The following is a 16,172-nucleotide window of genomic DNA, read 5'->3' as shown; positions in this document are numbered from 1 at the left end:
TCATAAATCAGGTCGAAGTTATAAGTGACATTCAGAATTTTGTTGACTTTCATAACGATGAGATTGGTCCAGAATACGTCTACATTCTGTGGCTTGGCCTCATTTTCCTCTATACTGATCTGACCGGGACCAGTAGCTGTAAAACGCTCAGTACCGAGGTAATTGGAGTATAGGTCGAGACGGCTCTTATAACTGACATTTTTAAACACCTCCTTGTTAAAAGTGACCGAGGCAAAACCTCCAACTTCTGTTCTTACTTTCCTGTTTGGATTCACTCCGTATAAAGCCGCCAGGGGAAGTTCGAAGCCACCTCCATCAGCAGTGGGAATTACACCGTTGGGAAAATAATAGCTATTGGGATCGTTGGTGGCAAACACAAATCTGCCGGAAACCGGGGAAAGAAAAATATTAAAGTATGGTGTCGGATGGTAGTCGATACCCGCTGCCACAATAAGGTATGCCGGCGACATAAATTTCGACGTTATCTTCTGGTAGTCTTTACCCAGGTAGTCATAATCATAACCGGGAGCAAACTGGCTGCGAAAGTTTACAACTCCTGCGAGGCTGAATTTGTCGTTCAACGCGTGACCCGCCTTACTGTACAGATCTATCTTGTCATCTGTCTTGCGGAGGCCGTTAGACGTTGTATTGATCATCGCATACCCGAGGTCAAGTGTGTTTTCCCATTTGAATCTTCCGGATTTATAACGCGCGTATACACTTAGATAACCCGCAAGCGATAACGAAAACTTTTCGGCTCCCGCAGCCCAGTTTTTACTGGATCCCTGGCCGGCATTTAAGGTGACGACTCCCCCCGTTCTCCATCCGCTGATATGGGTGGTGTCGTTGGCAAAGCCTTTTTTATCTGATGTTTCTTTTATGGTTTTGATTACCGGATCCTGTGCCGTTAACATGGTAACAAAAACGAGCAGGATTGAAAAGGACAAAAAGAGTTGCTTCATATTAAAAGGTTTGTGTGAAAAATATGTTGCGCAGTAATACTGTTGTACGACAGCATCTGACATCAGTGTCGTTAGTCAGCGTTGTTCAATACAAATATTCACTGGTGTTGTTCAATGCCGCTATATAATGGCTCCATCCAATGCTCTGGCGCTTTAGCAATGTTTATTGCCGTTATACACCATCGCCATTCAATGCCATTACACCATTGTATCCGCTTATCCGCTGGCTCTGTTCAATGCCATTATACATTGTATCTGGCTATGCGCTGACTCTGCTCAATGCCGTTATATATTGTACTGGTTATGCGCCAGCTTTATTCAGTGATTTATGCCATACTTATTCAACGGCCTTATCACGACTGTTGTTCTGTTTTATTGATCGTCTATTCCCTCTCGCGGACAGTTTATAGCATGAGGGTTCCCAGGATTGACAAAAGCCATACCAATGGTCTGCGGTTAAAAGAATTAACTGCTCAGGCGATTAAATAAATATAGGTGCTACTTAACAGGCTATTGTTACCGTTTAGGAGCTTCAAACGATAACCTTTCAAGGCAAACAATGCGGTAGTAATGGTGAACGGGGAATGACAACCTTACCCTGGAATGTATCCCTGATCTCAGGGCTTTCTAAGCTCGTCACGAATTTCCATAAGAAGTACCTCCGTGGTAGTCGGACCTGCAGGTGCGGGAATTTCTTTCCGGTTAAAGCGGTTCATTGCCCTGATGATAAGAAACAGGATAAAAGCAACAATAAGAAAATTAATACAGGCTGACAAAAAAACGCCATATTTCACGGTCCCGAAAACGGTTAACTTGTCCAGGTCCGTCAGGTTAGCTCGCTCTAGTATCGGCTTCAGAAGCAACGGCGTAATGACATCCTCAATAAGAGAGTTAACGATTTTACTGAAGGCCGCGCCGATAATAACACCTATAGCGAGATCTACAACATTGCCTTTCATGGCAAACTGTTTGAATTCATTTAGAAAACCCATAGAACAATTTTTATTGGTTAACGATTGATGCTACAGTAATTTAACTGATTCCGGCTAAGCCAACAAAGTAATTCGCGTAAAGTTCATCCCGCTTGTTTGTTACCGTTAATCTTTGCATCCAACACGATTTTTGGGTCAGGACGAAGGAGCAACAATTGATGTCATCACAACGGAGTAACATGACAATTGATGTCATCACGACGGAGTAACATGACAATTGATGTCATCACGATGAGTAACGCGACATTAGAGTCAGGACGATGGAGTAACACGACTATAGAAGTCAAAACGAAGGAGTAATGCGCACTATCAGGCTTTCTTCATCGTTGGATATTTCATGTCGAAGCTTTTCAACTTGTCCAGCAGTGCTTTTGCAATCACATACTCTTTATACCAGTTCTGATCGGCCGGTACAATTGTCCATGGTAGTTCATTGCAGTTCTCAAAAGCGTCTTCATACATGGCTACATACTTATCCCGTAGTTTTGCCTCTGCAAAATCACGCTCATTATATTTCCATTGTTTGGCAGGATTCTCTACCCTTTCCTGTAGCCTTGAAGCCTGCTCTTCCGCCGAAACATGGAGATAGAACTTGAGTATCGATGTATTTGAATGATCAGTGAGGAGTTGTTCAAAATTGTTTATCGCAGCCATTCTTTTCTTTGCCGTCTTGTCATCGCACCAATCGTATACCCTGGTAACCAGGATATCCTCATAATGCGAACGGTTGAACACCTGGATCATGCCCTTTGCCGGTGCGTGTTTATGGATCCGCCAGAGAAAATCATGGGAAAGCTCTTCCTCTGTCGGGACCTTAAAGGATTGGATCATCACTCCCTGTGGGTTGAAAGCTCCAAAAACATTCCTGATTACACCATCTTTTCCGCTGGCGTCCATACCCTGGAGAACCACCAGCATTGAATGTTTGGACTCTGCATATAGCAGGTTCTGCAGATCATTCAGTTCCTTGAGTATACCGGATATTTCCGCCTTTGTTTTGTCCTTGTCCAGATCTTTTGGTGCCCGGGTGCTTATCTCAGAGAGCTTTATCTTATCCATGCTTATTGATATTATGCACTGATATTATACACTGAATATTATGACTGTTGCGGGTTTGCCTTTAATAGCTAGATCAGATATCATAAAATCAACAACAGCAGATATCGTGCACAGTACCAATTAAACGGTCATGATCTCCTTTTCCTTCGCAGCAAAATGCCTGTCGACGAGATTAATATATTTATCGGTAAGGTCCTGTATTTCTTTTTCTGCATCCTTGCATATGTCTTCACTGAGGCCGTTCTTTTGGAGCTTCCTCACCTGTTCAATCGCATCACGGCGAATGTTGCGGATCGCGACCTTGGAACTCTCACCCTCAGCGTTTGCTCTTTTCACCAGTTCCCTCCTGCGTTCTTCGGTTAAGGGTGGCATGAACAGCCTGATGATGACTCCATCATTCTGTGGGGTGACCCCAAGGTTGGCAGCGATAATTGCACGTTCAATAGGTTGCAACATATTCTTTTCCCAGGGCTGGATAGTCAGGGTCCTGACGTCAGCTACTGAAACATTACCCACCTGGTTTACCGGGGTTGGCGAACCGTAGTAATCCACCACGAGCCCTTCAACCAGGTTTGGATTTGCCTTGCCTGCCCTCACTTTTACCAGTTCTGATTCAAGATGGTTTATTGCTTTTTCCATCCCTTCATGCGCCTCTTCGGTGATCATACTAAGCTCTTCTGACATATTCGTTGTTTAATTGGATGCAAACCTAAAAAAAAATCAAGATCAAACAGTCAAATCTGCCTGATATGTAAGGAATGTTCTCAGAATGGACTGCGGCCAACTCTGTGCCAACAACCACTCCGCTAATTCTTGTGCTCGAGGATAGTGTCTTTGGTGAGAGGAACAATCTTGGTACTTGCCTGCTCAGAAAGTGATTCCTGCATCGCTTTAGCTACGAAAAGCCTTGGTTTCCGACGGGTATAATATAGTGCCCCGATCCCGGCAAAAAACAGGATAACCGTATACAGAATTAACCAGGTGCAACCCCAGCTGCGGCAGAAATAACTGGCGACAATAAATGCAAAATTTATAGAAACAAGGGTGATGGTAATGAGACGGTGAGACAAACCCTTATCAAGGAGCAGGTGATGAACATGGTTCCTGTCCGGGCTGAAAGGCGAACGCCTGTTCACAATCCGAATTGCGAAAACACGAAGTGTGTCTAGCAACGGGACCATAAGTATCGCAAAACCGATCGCAGGAGCAGCCTCGATCGGGAATGTAGTTTCTGCCAGGTTAGCTACGTTGATAAACTTCACAACAAGTATTGCATTTATGAGCCCAATAAGCATTGAACCGGTATCGCCCATGAAGATTTTGGCCGGTTGAAAATTGAAGATCAGAAAAGCAGCCACGCTGCCGGCAGTAGCAAAGGATAAAATTGAATATGGATACAGCTCGAGTTTCAGAAAGTAAAAGCCAAAGATGGTTGAAGCCATCAGGCCAAGGCTTCCAGCCAAACCATCGATGCCATCAATAAGGTTGAAACTATTGATGATAACGATAATGGTGAAATATGTCAAAAGGAGGCTGAACATCTCCGGTAGTTCGTATATCCCAAGAAACCCATGCATGCTTTTTATCTGAACACCTCCTTTATATATTATCAGGAATGTGGCCAGAACCTGGCCAATAAACTTCTTAATTGGAGAAATGATCAGGATGTCATCCTTTATACCCAGGAAAAATATCACGAACGCAGCTGCGAAAAAGTATTGAAATTCCGCCGCAACCTGGAAACGAAGTGTAATAAGACATGCGAGAATAAATCCTGCGAAAATCCCAAGGCCACCCAAAGAAGGGATCGGCGCATGATGGATTTTTCTTTCATCCGGTATATCAAACAGTTTCTTCCTCTCGGAAACCGTTATAATAGCAGGTATGGATAGAAAAGTTATTGAGAATGAGATAGCTATAGATAATAAAACATCAAACATTAGCCTGCTTTTGTATAGTAAAATTCACACCTCTGTTCTACGTTTGGACCATAGCCCCTGACTTCACCGGGCTGCAAATTAATATTTGTTTCCCGAATATCCTCTTTTCAAAACACGCTTTTATTATCGCATTACAGAAACTTACAATATATTAAGACAATCTTTTTTGGGTTGAGCGTGGACACCCAGATTTACTTAGTTTTGCGGGCATATACATTAAAACTTATGCCAGAATTGAAAGAAATTGCCAGTCAGGTTCGTCGCGACATCGTTAGAATGGTTCATGGATCAGCCAGTGGCCACCCGGGTGGCTCCCTTGGATGTGCCGATTTTCTGACGGCGTTGTATTTCAAAATTATGCACCATAAGCCCGAATTTAATATGGATGCTACGGATGAGGATGTGTTTTTCCTTTCAAATGGGCATATTTCTCCCGTTTTCTACAGTGTACTTGCCCGTTCCGGGTATTTTGATGTGAAGGAGCTCGCCACCTTCAGAAAGTTGAATTCCCGGTTACAGGGACATCCTGCGACTCATGAGCATCTGCCAGGGGTCAGGATTGCCAGCGGCTCCCTCGGCCAGGGTATGAGTGTGGCCATCGGTGCCGCGCTTGCAAAAAAGATCAATGGTGACAAACACCTGGTCTTCTCGCTTCATGGTGACGGCGAATTGAATGAGGGCCAGAACTGGGAAGCTATCATGTTTGCGTCCGCGAATAAAGTCGATAACCTCATATCAACCATTGACTGGAACGGTCAGCAGATCGATGGACCTACTGACAAAGTACTCGACATGGGTGATATCCCGGCTAAATTCGAAGCTTTTGGGTGGGAAGTTTTGCAACTTGAAAATGGGAATGATGTAGAGGCAGTGGTGACTACGCTGGAGAAGGCAAAAACCTTCGTTGGAAAGGGCAAACCGATTGCAGTGATCATGCGCACGGCAATGGGAAGCGGGGTGGATTTTATGCAGGGAAGCCACGAATGGCATGGTATTGCTCCAAATGATGAACAGCTTGCAAAAGCGCTTAATCAATTGCCTGAAACACTGGGCGACTACTAACCCATTATCCGGCAGAGAGTATACTGAAATAAGTTTAAGCTCATCTCAAATTCCACAATTATGGGACTGGTAGAATATATTAAAAGGAAATTCACCAAAAGGAAAGCGAGGAGAATTTTTGGAGAATATCCAACGGTGATCAACGATTATTTTCTTGCGACTGATGGAAAGGTGCAGTTCGCAAACTGGCAGAACCCGCTCATGAAGCCGAAGTCTGTGACCCAGTCCGAGGTCAATTTTTTCAAGAGATTCATCCCTGCCGGTTCAATGGCAATAGATATCGGAACCAATATCGGCGATACAACGGTGCCAATGGCAATTGCTGCAGGAAAAGACGGTGTTACGCTCGGTTTCGATCCAAACCCCCATGTTTTCAAGGTGCTTGAGGCGAATGCAAATCTTAATAAGGACAAAACGAATATCATACCGCTTCCCTATGCAATCACTGAAAAGGAAGGTGAGTTTTATTACACTTCTTCAGAAGCTTCGTTCAGTAACGGTGGAATAACCAAAGAGCCAAGTAAGATGCATGGTGCTTATTCATTAAGCACAAAAATAAAAGGGATAGTTCTGCAGGATTATCTTGAGAGCCAGTTACCGCATTGGTTGCCGAAACTTTCTTTTATTAAGATCGATGCAGAAGGTTACGATAAGGAGATCATTATTTCCATTCACTCATTGATAGAGAAATACAAACCCGTAGTAGTTTCAGAATGTTTTACAAAGATGTCGAAACCTGAAAGGGACGCGCTGTTTGACAGTATCGCTTTAAAAGGTTATGATCTTTTCTTCTTTGAAGATTTCGATGAAAATGCCGCGGTGATACCATTAACGAAGGATGATATGATGCGTTGGAAAAATTTCAATTTTTACGCGACACCAAAGAAGAACTAACAACTCAGCTCTTCAGCTCAATGGGCTGTGCTGATGCCTTCCTGGACGGATACCAGGCCGCAAGGCCTGCCACAAGGAACACTGTGACAAGAACGAGTAGAAAGTCACCGGCTTTTAAAGTAACGGGATAATAATCTATCAGGAATGTACCTCCCTCAATGGGAACCAGTTTATATTTTACCTGTGCCCAGCAAATAATTATCGCAAGAAGAAAACCGGTGAAGGCACCAATGCCTGCCAGTAACAAACCTTCCTGGAAAAAAATTCCCTGTATCCGTTTATTGGTCGCCCCCATTGCTTTTAATACCTGGATGTCTTTTTGTTTTTCAAGTACGAGCATGGTCAGGGCACCAATCAAGGTAAACGCGGCAACGATCAGCATCAATGTAAGTATGCCATAGATTGCCCATTTCTCCAGCGTCATCACACTATAAAGACTTTTATTCTGTTCGTACCTTGATTCAATCAGGTATTCCGGCCCGAATATTTTGCGAAGGGAATTTTTAACAGATGACTGGTCCCCGGGGTTTCTCAGCGCGATCTCAATGTTACCTGTTTCATCTTCTTTCATACCCAGCATCCGCCGCATGAAACCGAGGTTTGTAATTGCATATTTATTGTCCAGGTCCTGTTGAATAAAAAATGAACCGGTAGGATTTATGTTTTCAGCAGACATTACCTGTAATGGATCAACCACGTTTATGTTTACACCGCGTTTAAACATATAGGCCGTTACGGGATAAAGACTTCGGTCTGATTCTATAGCCAGCGCGTTCTCAATTCCGGAGCCTAATACTACCGATGGCTGTTCTGCGGTTCCAAGCTCAAAGCTACCCCTGATCAGCTTCTGGCTTACATCGCTCACCTTTGTGTAGTTTTCGTCTACCCCTTTCAGATATAACGGGATCTGGTTCTCCCCGTTCAGAATAAGCGTTTTTTCTTCAACTGTAAGGGAATAGTCCTTTATCAGCACATTTGCTTTGAGATGCGCAAGCTGGCGTCCACTTGCCTTCATGAATTTCCCTTTGGCAGGTGAGATACGTATATCCGTGTAAAATGTAGAATAAAGAGATTTTACCAGGCCTTCAAAACCATTGAAAACACTTAATACAACAATGAACGAAGCAGTGATCACCACTATCGCCAGGGCACTCACCCAGGCGATGATGTTTATTGCATTTGTGGATTTTTTAGCTTTGAAGTAACGCCAGGCGAACAGTAGATTCATACAAGACAGTTCACTCGTTTTCCTTCTTTTTGATACTATTCAGCAATTCCTCCATCTTGAATGCCTGGTCCAGGGTATCATCATGGTAGAACTGAAGCACCGGCATACGTCGCAATTGTTTCGACACTCTTGATGTCAGTTCCTTTTTTATTTCCCAGCTTCTGTCGTTGAATTTCTGCATCACCGCTTTAACGTCGTTCACTTTAAAAAGACTCAGATATATGCGCGCTTCCAGCAGATCCGGTGTCACCTTTACTGATGAAATTGATACCATTCCTCCATCCACCATTGATAAACCAAGTCTTTGAAATATCTGGTTCAATTCTTCGTTTAACAAGCCGGCAACCTGTTTTTGTCGTTTACCTTCTTCCATTACATTAACTTATTAATACTTGTAAAAGTACTTACTTTGCACGGTTTACTAACTATTTTAACCTGATGAAACGTCCATGACGCGTTTTTTATGCACGGGAGATCTTCTCCGGGACGTTCGCCCGCAAAAGCGGGACAGGTTATCTGACAAATAAAAAATATTATGAACGGATGAAAAGATTTTCCATCATTATAAAGTACCTCCGCGATCAGAAGGGAAATATTGTTTGGTACACGGTGTTCATGTTTCTCTCCATCATCTTTTCGATTTTCTCATTTGCAATGGTTGCGCCATTTCTGCAGATGTTATTTACAAAAGGTGAGATAGCGGTTCCAAAACCGGTCCAGGGAATCTCCATGGAAAACTTCACCGATTACATTGATTATTATTTATACAACTGGATGCAGCTTCATGGTAAATCATATGCGCTTGCAGCAGTTTGTATACTTGTTGTAGTTGCAACCCTCATCAAAAACTTTTTCCTTTACCTTTCTTACCGCGTGATGGCACCCATCCGTAATCACGTGATGACCGAGTTACGTGCCAGCCTGTATGCAAAGATCCTCAGGTTACCGATCGGGTATTTCACTGATCAACGTAAAGGCGATATTATCAGCAGGATGAGTAACGACATGAATGAAATTGAATGGAGCATAATCGGCACCCTTGAAGGATTGATACGCGAGCCACTGACCATCATTATTATTCTCACCACACTCGTGATCCTGAGTCCTGCCTTATCGGTCTTTTTGTTGGTCTTGTTGCCTGTTACCGGGTTCGTGATTGGCCGGCTCAGTCGTTCCCTGAAAAAAAACAGTGGCAAAGCCCAGGAAGAACTGGGTGGGCTATTATCTGTGGTTGATGAAACACTCGGGGGCCTCAGGGTAATCAAGGCTTTCAACGCCGAGAAGAAGATTGGCCAGAAGTTTTTCAACATCAATAACTACCTGAATGACCTTCGTAATAAAATTGCTTTCAGACGGGATATGGCGTCTCCATTGTCGGAAACACTTGGGGTGATGGTACTGGTTTGCATTCTGTGGTTTGGCGGCAGCCTGGTTTTACAGAATGAGGTTATGAAGCCTACTGACTTTATCACTTATATCATACTGTTTACACAGATCATCAATCCCTCAAAATCCCTGTCTACTGCATTTTATAACGCACAAAAGGGCAGCGCCGCTATTCAAAGAATTGAGGAGATCCTCGAGGCTCCCGTGGTGGTGGAAGAACTGGAGAACCCTAAAGAGCTGACTGAGTTTTCCAGCAAAATTGAGTTCCGGAATGTCACGTTCAGATATGAGGATATCGTTATCCTTGACGATATCAACCTCGTTATCGAAAAAGGAAAAACGGTTGCGCTTGTAGGTTCATCAGGTGCCGGCAAATCTACCCTGGCCGACCTTATTCCAAGGTTCCATGATGTTAGCGAAGGTCAGATCCTGGTAGACGGCGTCAATATCCGCGAGTATTCACTCAAATCCTTGAGGGAACAAATGGGAATTGTAACACAGGAACCCATACTGTTTAATGATAGCATCGCGAACAACATCGCACTGGGAACGCCTTCTGCAAATATTGCCGAAATCGAATCAGCTGCCCGGGTTGCGAATGCCCATGACTTTATCATGAACAAGGAAGAAAATTACCAGACAAATATCGGCGACCGCGGAGGCAAACTCAGTGGTGGCGAAAGGCAAAGGGTAACCATTGCCCGTGCCGTGCTGAAAAACCCCCCGATTTTAATCCTTGATGAGGCTACATCTTCCCTCGATACAGAAAGTGAACGTCTCGTTCAGGACGCCATCAATAAAATGATGCAAAACCGCACGAGCATAGTTATCGCCCACAGGCTCAGTACTATCCGCCATGCCAATGAAATAGTTGTGCTTCAAAAAGGAAAAATCGTCGAAAGAGGCAACCATGAGGACCTGCTTGCCCAAAATGGTTTTTACCGGAAGCTGGTGGAGATGCAGGAGGTTCGGTGATGTTTGGCCGTAACCTAAAAAGCCCGGTTCTCAGGTGAGAACCGGGCCCGTATAAATCAATTACTTATTTATTCATCATTTGCTTAGCCTCGATGCTAAGAGTGGCATGGGGTACAGCACGGAGACGGGCTTTGTCAATAAGCTTTCCAGTTACCCGGCAGATACCATAGGTCTTATTTTCTATCCGCATCATTGCCTTTTCCAGGTGATCGGTATAGTTGATCTGGCGGCTGGCCATCTGGGCAAGTTGCTCCCTTTCCATGCTCATGCTGCCGTCTTCCATGGTGAGATAACGGTTATCGGTATCATCGCCACCCATCTCGTCTTTGCGGGTAATAAGCCCCTGGAGATATTGGAGTTCCTTCTTCGCCTGGTCAAGTTTCTTCTGTATCAATTCCCGGAATTCCTGGAGTTCACTGTCACTATATCTCATGGTAGGTCCTGAATTTGAAGCTTCTGGTTGATCCAATACCGATTTAGTAAACTCGGGCTCATATTTCCTCGAGGTAGTTGTATTAATTTTTGGCATTTCGAGCTTCTGAGCCTTTGGCGGAGCAGGTTTCTTAGCAGCTACAGGCGCTGGTGGCGCAGGAGCAGGTGCTGGTGCAGGTGCAGGCGCTTCTGCTTTTTTTGCTTCAGCCTTCTTGACTTCCTTTGCTTCCGGTTTCTTTTCCACTGGTGGTGTACTATTGTTTGTCGGTTTCTTCACTTCTACTTTTTTAATGGTTTTAGCCGCTACGTTTGGTTTAACAGCTGCAGATTTCTTCGGAACTGAAGCAGGTTTGGCGGCTTTTTTTGCCGGAGCATGCTTTGCGGAAGCAGCTTTCGCTGCAGGTTTTGGAACCCGCGACGAAGCCGTCGCTTTGGCAGCAGGCTTTTTGGCAGGGGCCGATTTTTTCACTGGTGTTGTTTTCTTAGCAGACTTAGCTGCCTTTTTGTTGATTGCCATGTTGTTAGGCTTTTTTTGTAACAAACACTTTTAATGAAAGGTCATTTACTTCAATTTGAGTGCCATTCGCTATATCTGACACTACTTCCAGTCCATCTGCTAAAATTTCCGCGCAAATATAATCATTAAATTGCGCAAGAGAGTCATTCAGCTGCTCTGCTCCCGTTACTTTAACAACTATCCTGTCGGTAAGCTCAAACCCACTGTCTTTCCGGATCTTTTGGATGCGATTTACAAATTCTCTAGCGTTGCCTTCACTGAGGAGTTCTTTCGTAATAGTTACGTCCAGTGCAACAGTCAATAAGTCTTTGTTAGCAACGATCCAGCCGGGAATGTCTTCGCTGGATATATCAACTTCCTGAATATGTAATATTAAGTGTTCGTTATCAATTAACAATGGATAGGAACCATCTTTTTCTAGCTGGGCTATCTCTTCCTGTCCGAAGCCTGCAAGCGCCGATGAAACTGCTTTCATTTTAGGTCCCAGCTTCTTTCCGAGGGCCACAAAATTTGGTTTAATCTTTTTCTTGATGAATCCCTCATCCCCGTTGATATACTGAATTTCTTTCACATTTACCTCGCTCATAACCAGATCGGATACTAAGGAAATCTGGTTCTTCATTTCCTGGTTCTGAACCGGAATGAGGATCTTCTGCAGTGGTTGCCTCACCTTGATATTCACCTTCTTCCGGAGAGAAAGCACAAGTGATGAGATGTCCTGTGCCAGCTGCATCCGCTCTTCCAGCTTCAGGTCGATGATCTGCTCATCCGCGACGGGAAAATCTGCGTGATGCACCGAAGCAACTTTTGACAGCCCGGTTACCGCGTTCAGGTTCCGGAACACAGTATCGCTGAAAAAAGGAGAGATCGGAGCCATTAACCGGGTCACTGTCTCAATACATTCATAAAGCGTCTGATAGGCACAGATCTTATCCTGTTCATATTCACCCTTCCAGAACCGCCTGCGGCAGAGTCTCACGTACCAGTTACTCAGGTGTTCATCCACGAACTCTTCAATGGCCCGGCCAGCCTGGGTTGGTTCATTGTCATCCATGGCTATGGTTACGCGCTTTACCAACGAGTTCAGGGACGACAGGATCCACCTGTCTATTTCCGGCCTTTCGGCCAGGGGAACAGGTTTTTCGGCAAATGAAAAACCATCCACGTTTGCATATAAGGCAAAAAACTGGTAAGTATTATATAAGGTACCAAAGAACTTCCGCTGAACCTCTTTAATGCCATCCAGGTCGAATTTCATATTCTCCCAGGGCGATGCATTCGTGATCAGGTACCATCGGGTCGAATCTGCTCCGAATTGTTCTATGGTTTTAAACGGATCAACCACATTCCCGAGCCGCTTACTCATTTTATTGCCATTCTTGTCCAGCACGAGCCCGTTTGAAACACAGGTCTTGTATGCAACGGAATCAAAAAGCAGCGCTGAGATTGCGTGGAGGGTATAAAACCATCCCCGGGTCTGATCGACTCCTTCGGCAATAAAATCGGCGGGATAGCTATGATCAAATGGTGTCTTAAAAGGTCGGGGATCGCCCGCATCCAACTTATCATAATCCAATCCCCATTGGGCGTAGGGCATCGCGCCGCTGTCAAACCAAACATCAATAAGGTCAGGCACCCGGCTCATGGGTTTGCCAGAATCACTGATCAGGGTTATCCCGTCAACGTAGGGCTTGTGAAGATCTATCTTTGCATCTTCAGTCCTGAGAGAAGCGGGATTCAGATCGCCTGCTTTTGCTATCTCCTCTTTCAGTTCCCTAAGACTGCTGACGCATTTAATTTCGGAGCCATCTTCGGTCTTCCAGATCGGGAGTGGTGTACCCCAAAACCGGCTCCGGCTAAGGTTCCAGTCTACCACATTTTCGAGCCAGTTTCCAAAGCGGCCCTCACCTGTTGACCTCGGCTTCCAGTTTATCTGGCTGTTCAGCTCCACCATCTTTTCCCGGGCTGCCGTGGTTTTTATAAACCAGGCATCAAGAGGGTAATAAAGCACCGGTTTATCGGTTCTCCAGCAATGGGGGTAGTTATGTTCATATTTCTCAACCTTGAATGCCCGGTTTTCTTTTTTCAGCTTCACCGATATGTCAACATTGACATCAACATAATCGGGCTGATCTTTATAATTTTTTACGTAGCGATTGCTGAATTCACCAAGGCCGTCAACAAATTTCCCCTGTCGATCAACCATCGTGAGAATTCCAATGCCATATTTTGATCCCACTTTATAGTCATCCGCGCCAAAAGCAGGCGCGGTATGCACGATCCCGGTACCATCTTCGGTGGTTACAAAATCACCCAACAATATTCTGAATGGGTCACCACCGGAAACTTCGGGTGAATTCGCCTCATAAGGGAGCAACTGTTCATACCTGATACCTTCCAGCGAGGCGCCTTTGAATTCTCCCAGTATCGTCCAGGGAATAGTTTTATCGCCTTCCTTGTAACTATCAAACGCTAAATTTTCCGCTTCGGCCTTAAAATATTTTGGTAGAAGAGACTTTGCCAACACCACATTGATCGGTTGACCGGTGTATGGATTAAAAGTACTGACAAGTACATAGTCGATTTTCGGTCCGACCGTTAATCCAAGGTTGGACGGTAGAGTCCACGGGGTGGTTGTCCACGCCATGAAGCAGATCTCAGCATCTACGGCTGACTTATCCAGCATATCGAATAGAAATCCGGATTTTTCGTTCCTCACTGCCTTGAACATCGCAACGACACTGGTGTCCTTGACCAGTTTATAAGTTCCCGGCTGGTTCAGCTCATGCGAACTGAGTCCCGTACCGGCTGCGGGAGAATAGGGCTGAATGCTTACACTTTCGTAAAGCAGGCCTTTTTTGTAAAGCTGGCCCAGTAGCCACCATAAGGTTTCGATGTACGAGTTTTCAAACGTGATATATGGATCGTTGAGGTTAACCCAATAACCCATTTTCGTGGTCAGTTCATCCCATTTATCTTTATAGCGCATCACTGCCTCGCGGCACTTGAGGTTATATTCCTCTACGCTGATCTTTTTTCCTATATCTTCTTTCGTGATCCCCAGTTCCTTTTCAACGCCGAGTTCTATCGGAAGTCCGTGCGTATCCCATCCCGCCTTCCTTTTAACCTGGAAACCCTTCATGGTTTTATACCTGCAGATCAGATCTTTCAATGTCCGGCCGATCACATGGTGAATTCCAGGCATTCCGTTAGCGCTGGGCGGACCTTCATAGAACACAAATGGTTTTGCGCCCTCCCTGAGTGTAACACTTTTCTCAAAGGTGGCATCCGTTACCCAACTATTAAGCATTTCCTGCTCCATAGCTGGCAAATTGAGCTGTGAGAATTCCCGGTATCTTAAAGCCATGATATTAATTCCTGTAGATAAAAGTGTGTAAAAGTGCGCGAAGTTACTGAATTTCCGGCTACGAGATTTGAGGGTCCCGCTTCCTTTTATAAGGTAAATTTCGAAAATTTCATTTTTGGCAAGGTATTAGTAATTGTATGTGGGTAGTTCTTAACGTGACCAGTGATTCAGAGCAGCTTCTATGCTTCGTATTTGTACCTATATGTAAACCCTTACATTTGGAATCCTTACCATTAAAAATGGATTAAAACCGGAAAATTTCTGGTTTAGACTAATCGTTTTTTCTTAGGAAGGTTGGATTTTGGCATAGTTTGTGAAACTGTATTTATGTTGTTATTACAATCTATAGCGTAGCTATTTGATATATACCTTACTATTGGAAACCTTTTCTACGGTTTAGGGTTTAGGGGTTAAAAAGGGGAGTATTCCTACTCCCCTTTCCTTTTATTCTGAATCAGGGGAAAGGTTTCCTAATTTTGTCAGATCTACCCGTTTTTAATCAGGATTTTTGGGTAAGTTCGTCAGAGCCTGCCTGAAAAACCAATTACTCCAAGTCTGTTCTAAGAAAAACCAGTATCCAATTATTTTTTGAAATCCCGTTATCCAATTAAAATTCCAATCGTCCATTATTCATTGAAAACTATCATGCGTTAGAGGCCGGTTCTCCGGAAAAAGATTTCTTACCTTAATAAAAAAACCTTCTCATCTTTTTGTGAAGGTTTTTTTGTTTTAGCGCTGTTGATCAGTCTAACTTTTTTTGTGGGCGGAAGACTGCATGATGTCGCGGTCGAACAAGTACAACCCGCTTTTATCATCCCCTATCAGCTCCAGTTTATCATTCATTGTCCTTGCAAGTCTTTCTTCCTCAATCTGCTCGTTTACATACCACTGAAGGAAGTTATGGGTAGCATAATCTTTCTCCTTCAATGACTGGTCAACGATGTCATTGATGCTTTCACTTACCGCTTCTTCGTGTTTGAGAAGTTCTTCGAACGCCTGCTTCAGCGAAACGAAGGTCAATATGGGCTGTGCAAGGGCGGGCACCATGGCAAATCCGCCCCGTTCGTTTACATAATTCATCAGCTTCAGCATATGCATCCTTTCCTCGTCTGAATGTTTATAGAAAAAGTCGGTCACTCCCTTAAGGCCCGGCTGTATATCTGCCCAGCTGGCCATAGCCAGGTAAGCCTGTGATGATTGAGCTTCCATCTGGATCTGTCTGTTCAGCGATTCCTGCATAGTTTTACTTAGCATAACTGGCGATTTTAGAAATATTTATTGATTGAAGTTTTAGTCGATCCCTCGTTCAGCCCGCGGTTGCAATCGGTTTGCCGAATCTTATGCAAACCGTTGCCTTA

The 16,172-nt window shown here is 44.3% G+C and carries 13 protein-coding genes; 3 read left to right on the top strand and 10 right to left on the bottom strand.

Going from position 1 to position 16,172, the window contains the following annotated elements:
• The 5 genes from ACX0G7_RS25385 to ACX0G7_RS25365 form a co-directional block, all read right to left on the bottom strand.
• On the bottom strand, window positions 1-962 hold a 962-nt coding region (locus tag ACX0G7_RS25385; protein WP_458926347.1), incomplete at its 3' end, for a DUF3078 domain-containing protein.
• A gap of 617 nt (window positions 963-1,579) precedes the next feature.
• The gene (mscL, locus tag ACX0G7_RS25380) at window positions 1,580-1,954 is read right to left on the bottom strand and encodes a large conductance mechanosensitive channel protein MscL (protein WP_458926346.1); all 375 of its coding nucleotides are present in this window, start codon (window positions 1,952-1,954) and stop codon (window positions 1,580-1,582) included.
• Between the two features lie 309 nt (window positions 1,955-2,263).
• The gene (locus ACX0G7_RS25375) at window positions 2,264-3,013 is read right to left on the bottom strand and encodes a PPK2 family polyphosphate kinase (protein WP_458926345.1); all 750 of its coding nucleotides are present in this window, start codon (window positions 3,011-3,013) and stop codon (window positions 2,264-2,266) included.
• A gap of 120 nt (window positions 3,014-3,133) precedes the next feature.
• Window positions 3,134-3,697, bottom strand: coding sequence for a ribosome recycling factor (frr, locus tag ACX0G7_RS25370; RefSeq protein ID WP_458926344.1), 564 nt, complete (start codon window positions 3,695-3,697; stop codon window positions 3,134-3,136).
• A 122-nt stretch (window positions 3,698-3,819) separates the two neighbouring features.
• A complete protein-coding gene (locus ACX0G7_RS25365; protein WP_458926343.1) occupies window positions 3,820-4,953 on the bottom strand; it encodes a glycosyltransferase family 4 protein in 1,134 nt (377 codons plus the stop codon).
• Between the two features lie 225 nt (window positions 4,954-5,178).
• On the opposite strand from ACX0G7_RS25365, the gene ACX0G7_RS25360 reads away from it, so the two are divergent.
• Window positions 5,179-6,015: a transketolase gene (locus ACX0G7_RS25360; protein WP_458926342.1), complete on the top strand. Its 837-nt coding sequence runs from the start codon at window positions 5,179-5,181 to the stop codon at window positions 6,013-6,015.
• A 60-nt stretch (window positions 6,016-6,075) separates the two neighbouring features.
• Window positions 6,076-6,909, top strand: a complete 834-nt coding sequence (locus ACX0G7_RS25355) for an FkbM family methyltransferase (RefSeq protein WP_458926341.1) — start codon at window positions 6,076-6,078, stop codon at window positions 6,907-6,909.
• Window positions 6,910-6,913: 4 nt separating this feature from the next.
• Here ACX0G7_RS25355 and ACX0G7_RS25350 read toward each other — a convergent pair whose 3' ends face one another.
• Together ACX0G7_RS25350 and rbfA are read right to left on the bottom strand one after the other, a co-directional pair.
• A complete protein-coding gene (locus ACX0G7_RS25350) occupies window positions 6,914-8,137 on the bottom strand; it encodes an FtsX-like permease family protein (protein ID WP_458926340.1) in 1,224 nt (407 codons plus the stop codon).
• A 10-nt stretch (window positions 8,138-8,147) separates the two neighbouring features.
• Window positions 8,148-8,510: a 30S ribosome-binding factor RbfA gene (gene rbfA, locus ACX0G7_RS25345; protein ID WP_458926339.1), complete on the bottom strand. Its 363-nt coding sequence runs from the start codon at window positions 8,508-8,510 to the stop codon at window positions 8,148-8,150.
• A gap of 170 nt (window positions 8,511-8,680) precedes the next feature.
• Here rbfA and ACX0G7_RS25340 point away from each other — a divergent pair, with 170 nt between their 5' ends.
• Window positions 8,681-10,498, top strand: a complete 1,818-nt coding sequence (locus ACX0G7_RS25340; RefSeq protein WP_458926338.1) for an ABC transporter ATP-binding protein — start codon at window positions 8,681-8,683, stop codon at window positions 10,496-10,498.
• 64 nt (window positions 10,499-10,562) lie between these two features.
• On the opposite strand, the gene ACX0G7_RS25335 is transcribed toward ACX0G7_RS25340, so the two are convergent.
• The 3 genes from ACX0G7_RS25335 to ACX0G7_RS25325 all read right to left on the bottom strand — a co-directional run bounded on the left by ACX0G7_RS25335 (window position 10,563) and on the right by ACX0G7_RS25325 (window position 16,068).
• Window positions 10,563-11,447 carry a TraR/DksA family transcriptional regulator gene (locus tag ACX0G7_RS25335; protein WP_458926337.1) on the bottom strand — a complete coding sequence of 295 codons (885 nt, stop codon included), beginning with the start codon at window positions 11,445-11,447 and terminating at the stop codon, window positions 10,563-10,565.
• A gap of 4 nt (window positions 11,448-11,451) precedes the next feature.
• The gene (gene ileS, locus ACX0G7_RS25330; protein WP_458926336.1) at window positions 11,452-14,814 is read right to left on the bottom strand and encodes an isoleucine--tRNA ligase; all 3,363 of its coding nucleotides are present in this window, start codon (window positions 14,812-14,814) and stop codon (window positions 11,452-11,454) included.
• 747 nt (window positions 14,815-15,561) lie between these two features.
• Window positions 15,562-16,068 carry a ferritin gene (locus tag ACX0G7_RS25325; RefSeq protein WP_458926335.1) on the bottom strand — a complete coding sequence of 169 codons (507 nt, stop codon included), beginning with the start codon at window positions 16,066-16,068 and terminating at the stop codon, window positions 15,562-15,564.
• Window positions 16,069-16,172: the final 104 nt, after the last annotated feature.

The sequence above is a fragment of the Flavitalea antarctica genome (assembly GCF_054461535.1).
Note: the sequence above shows the minus strand (reverse complement) of the source record. Positions and strands in the feature narration are given on the sequence as shown.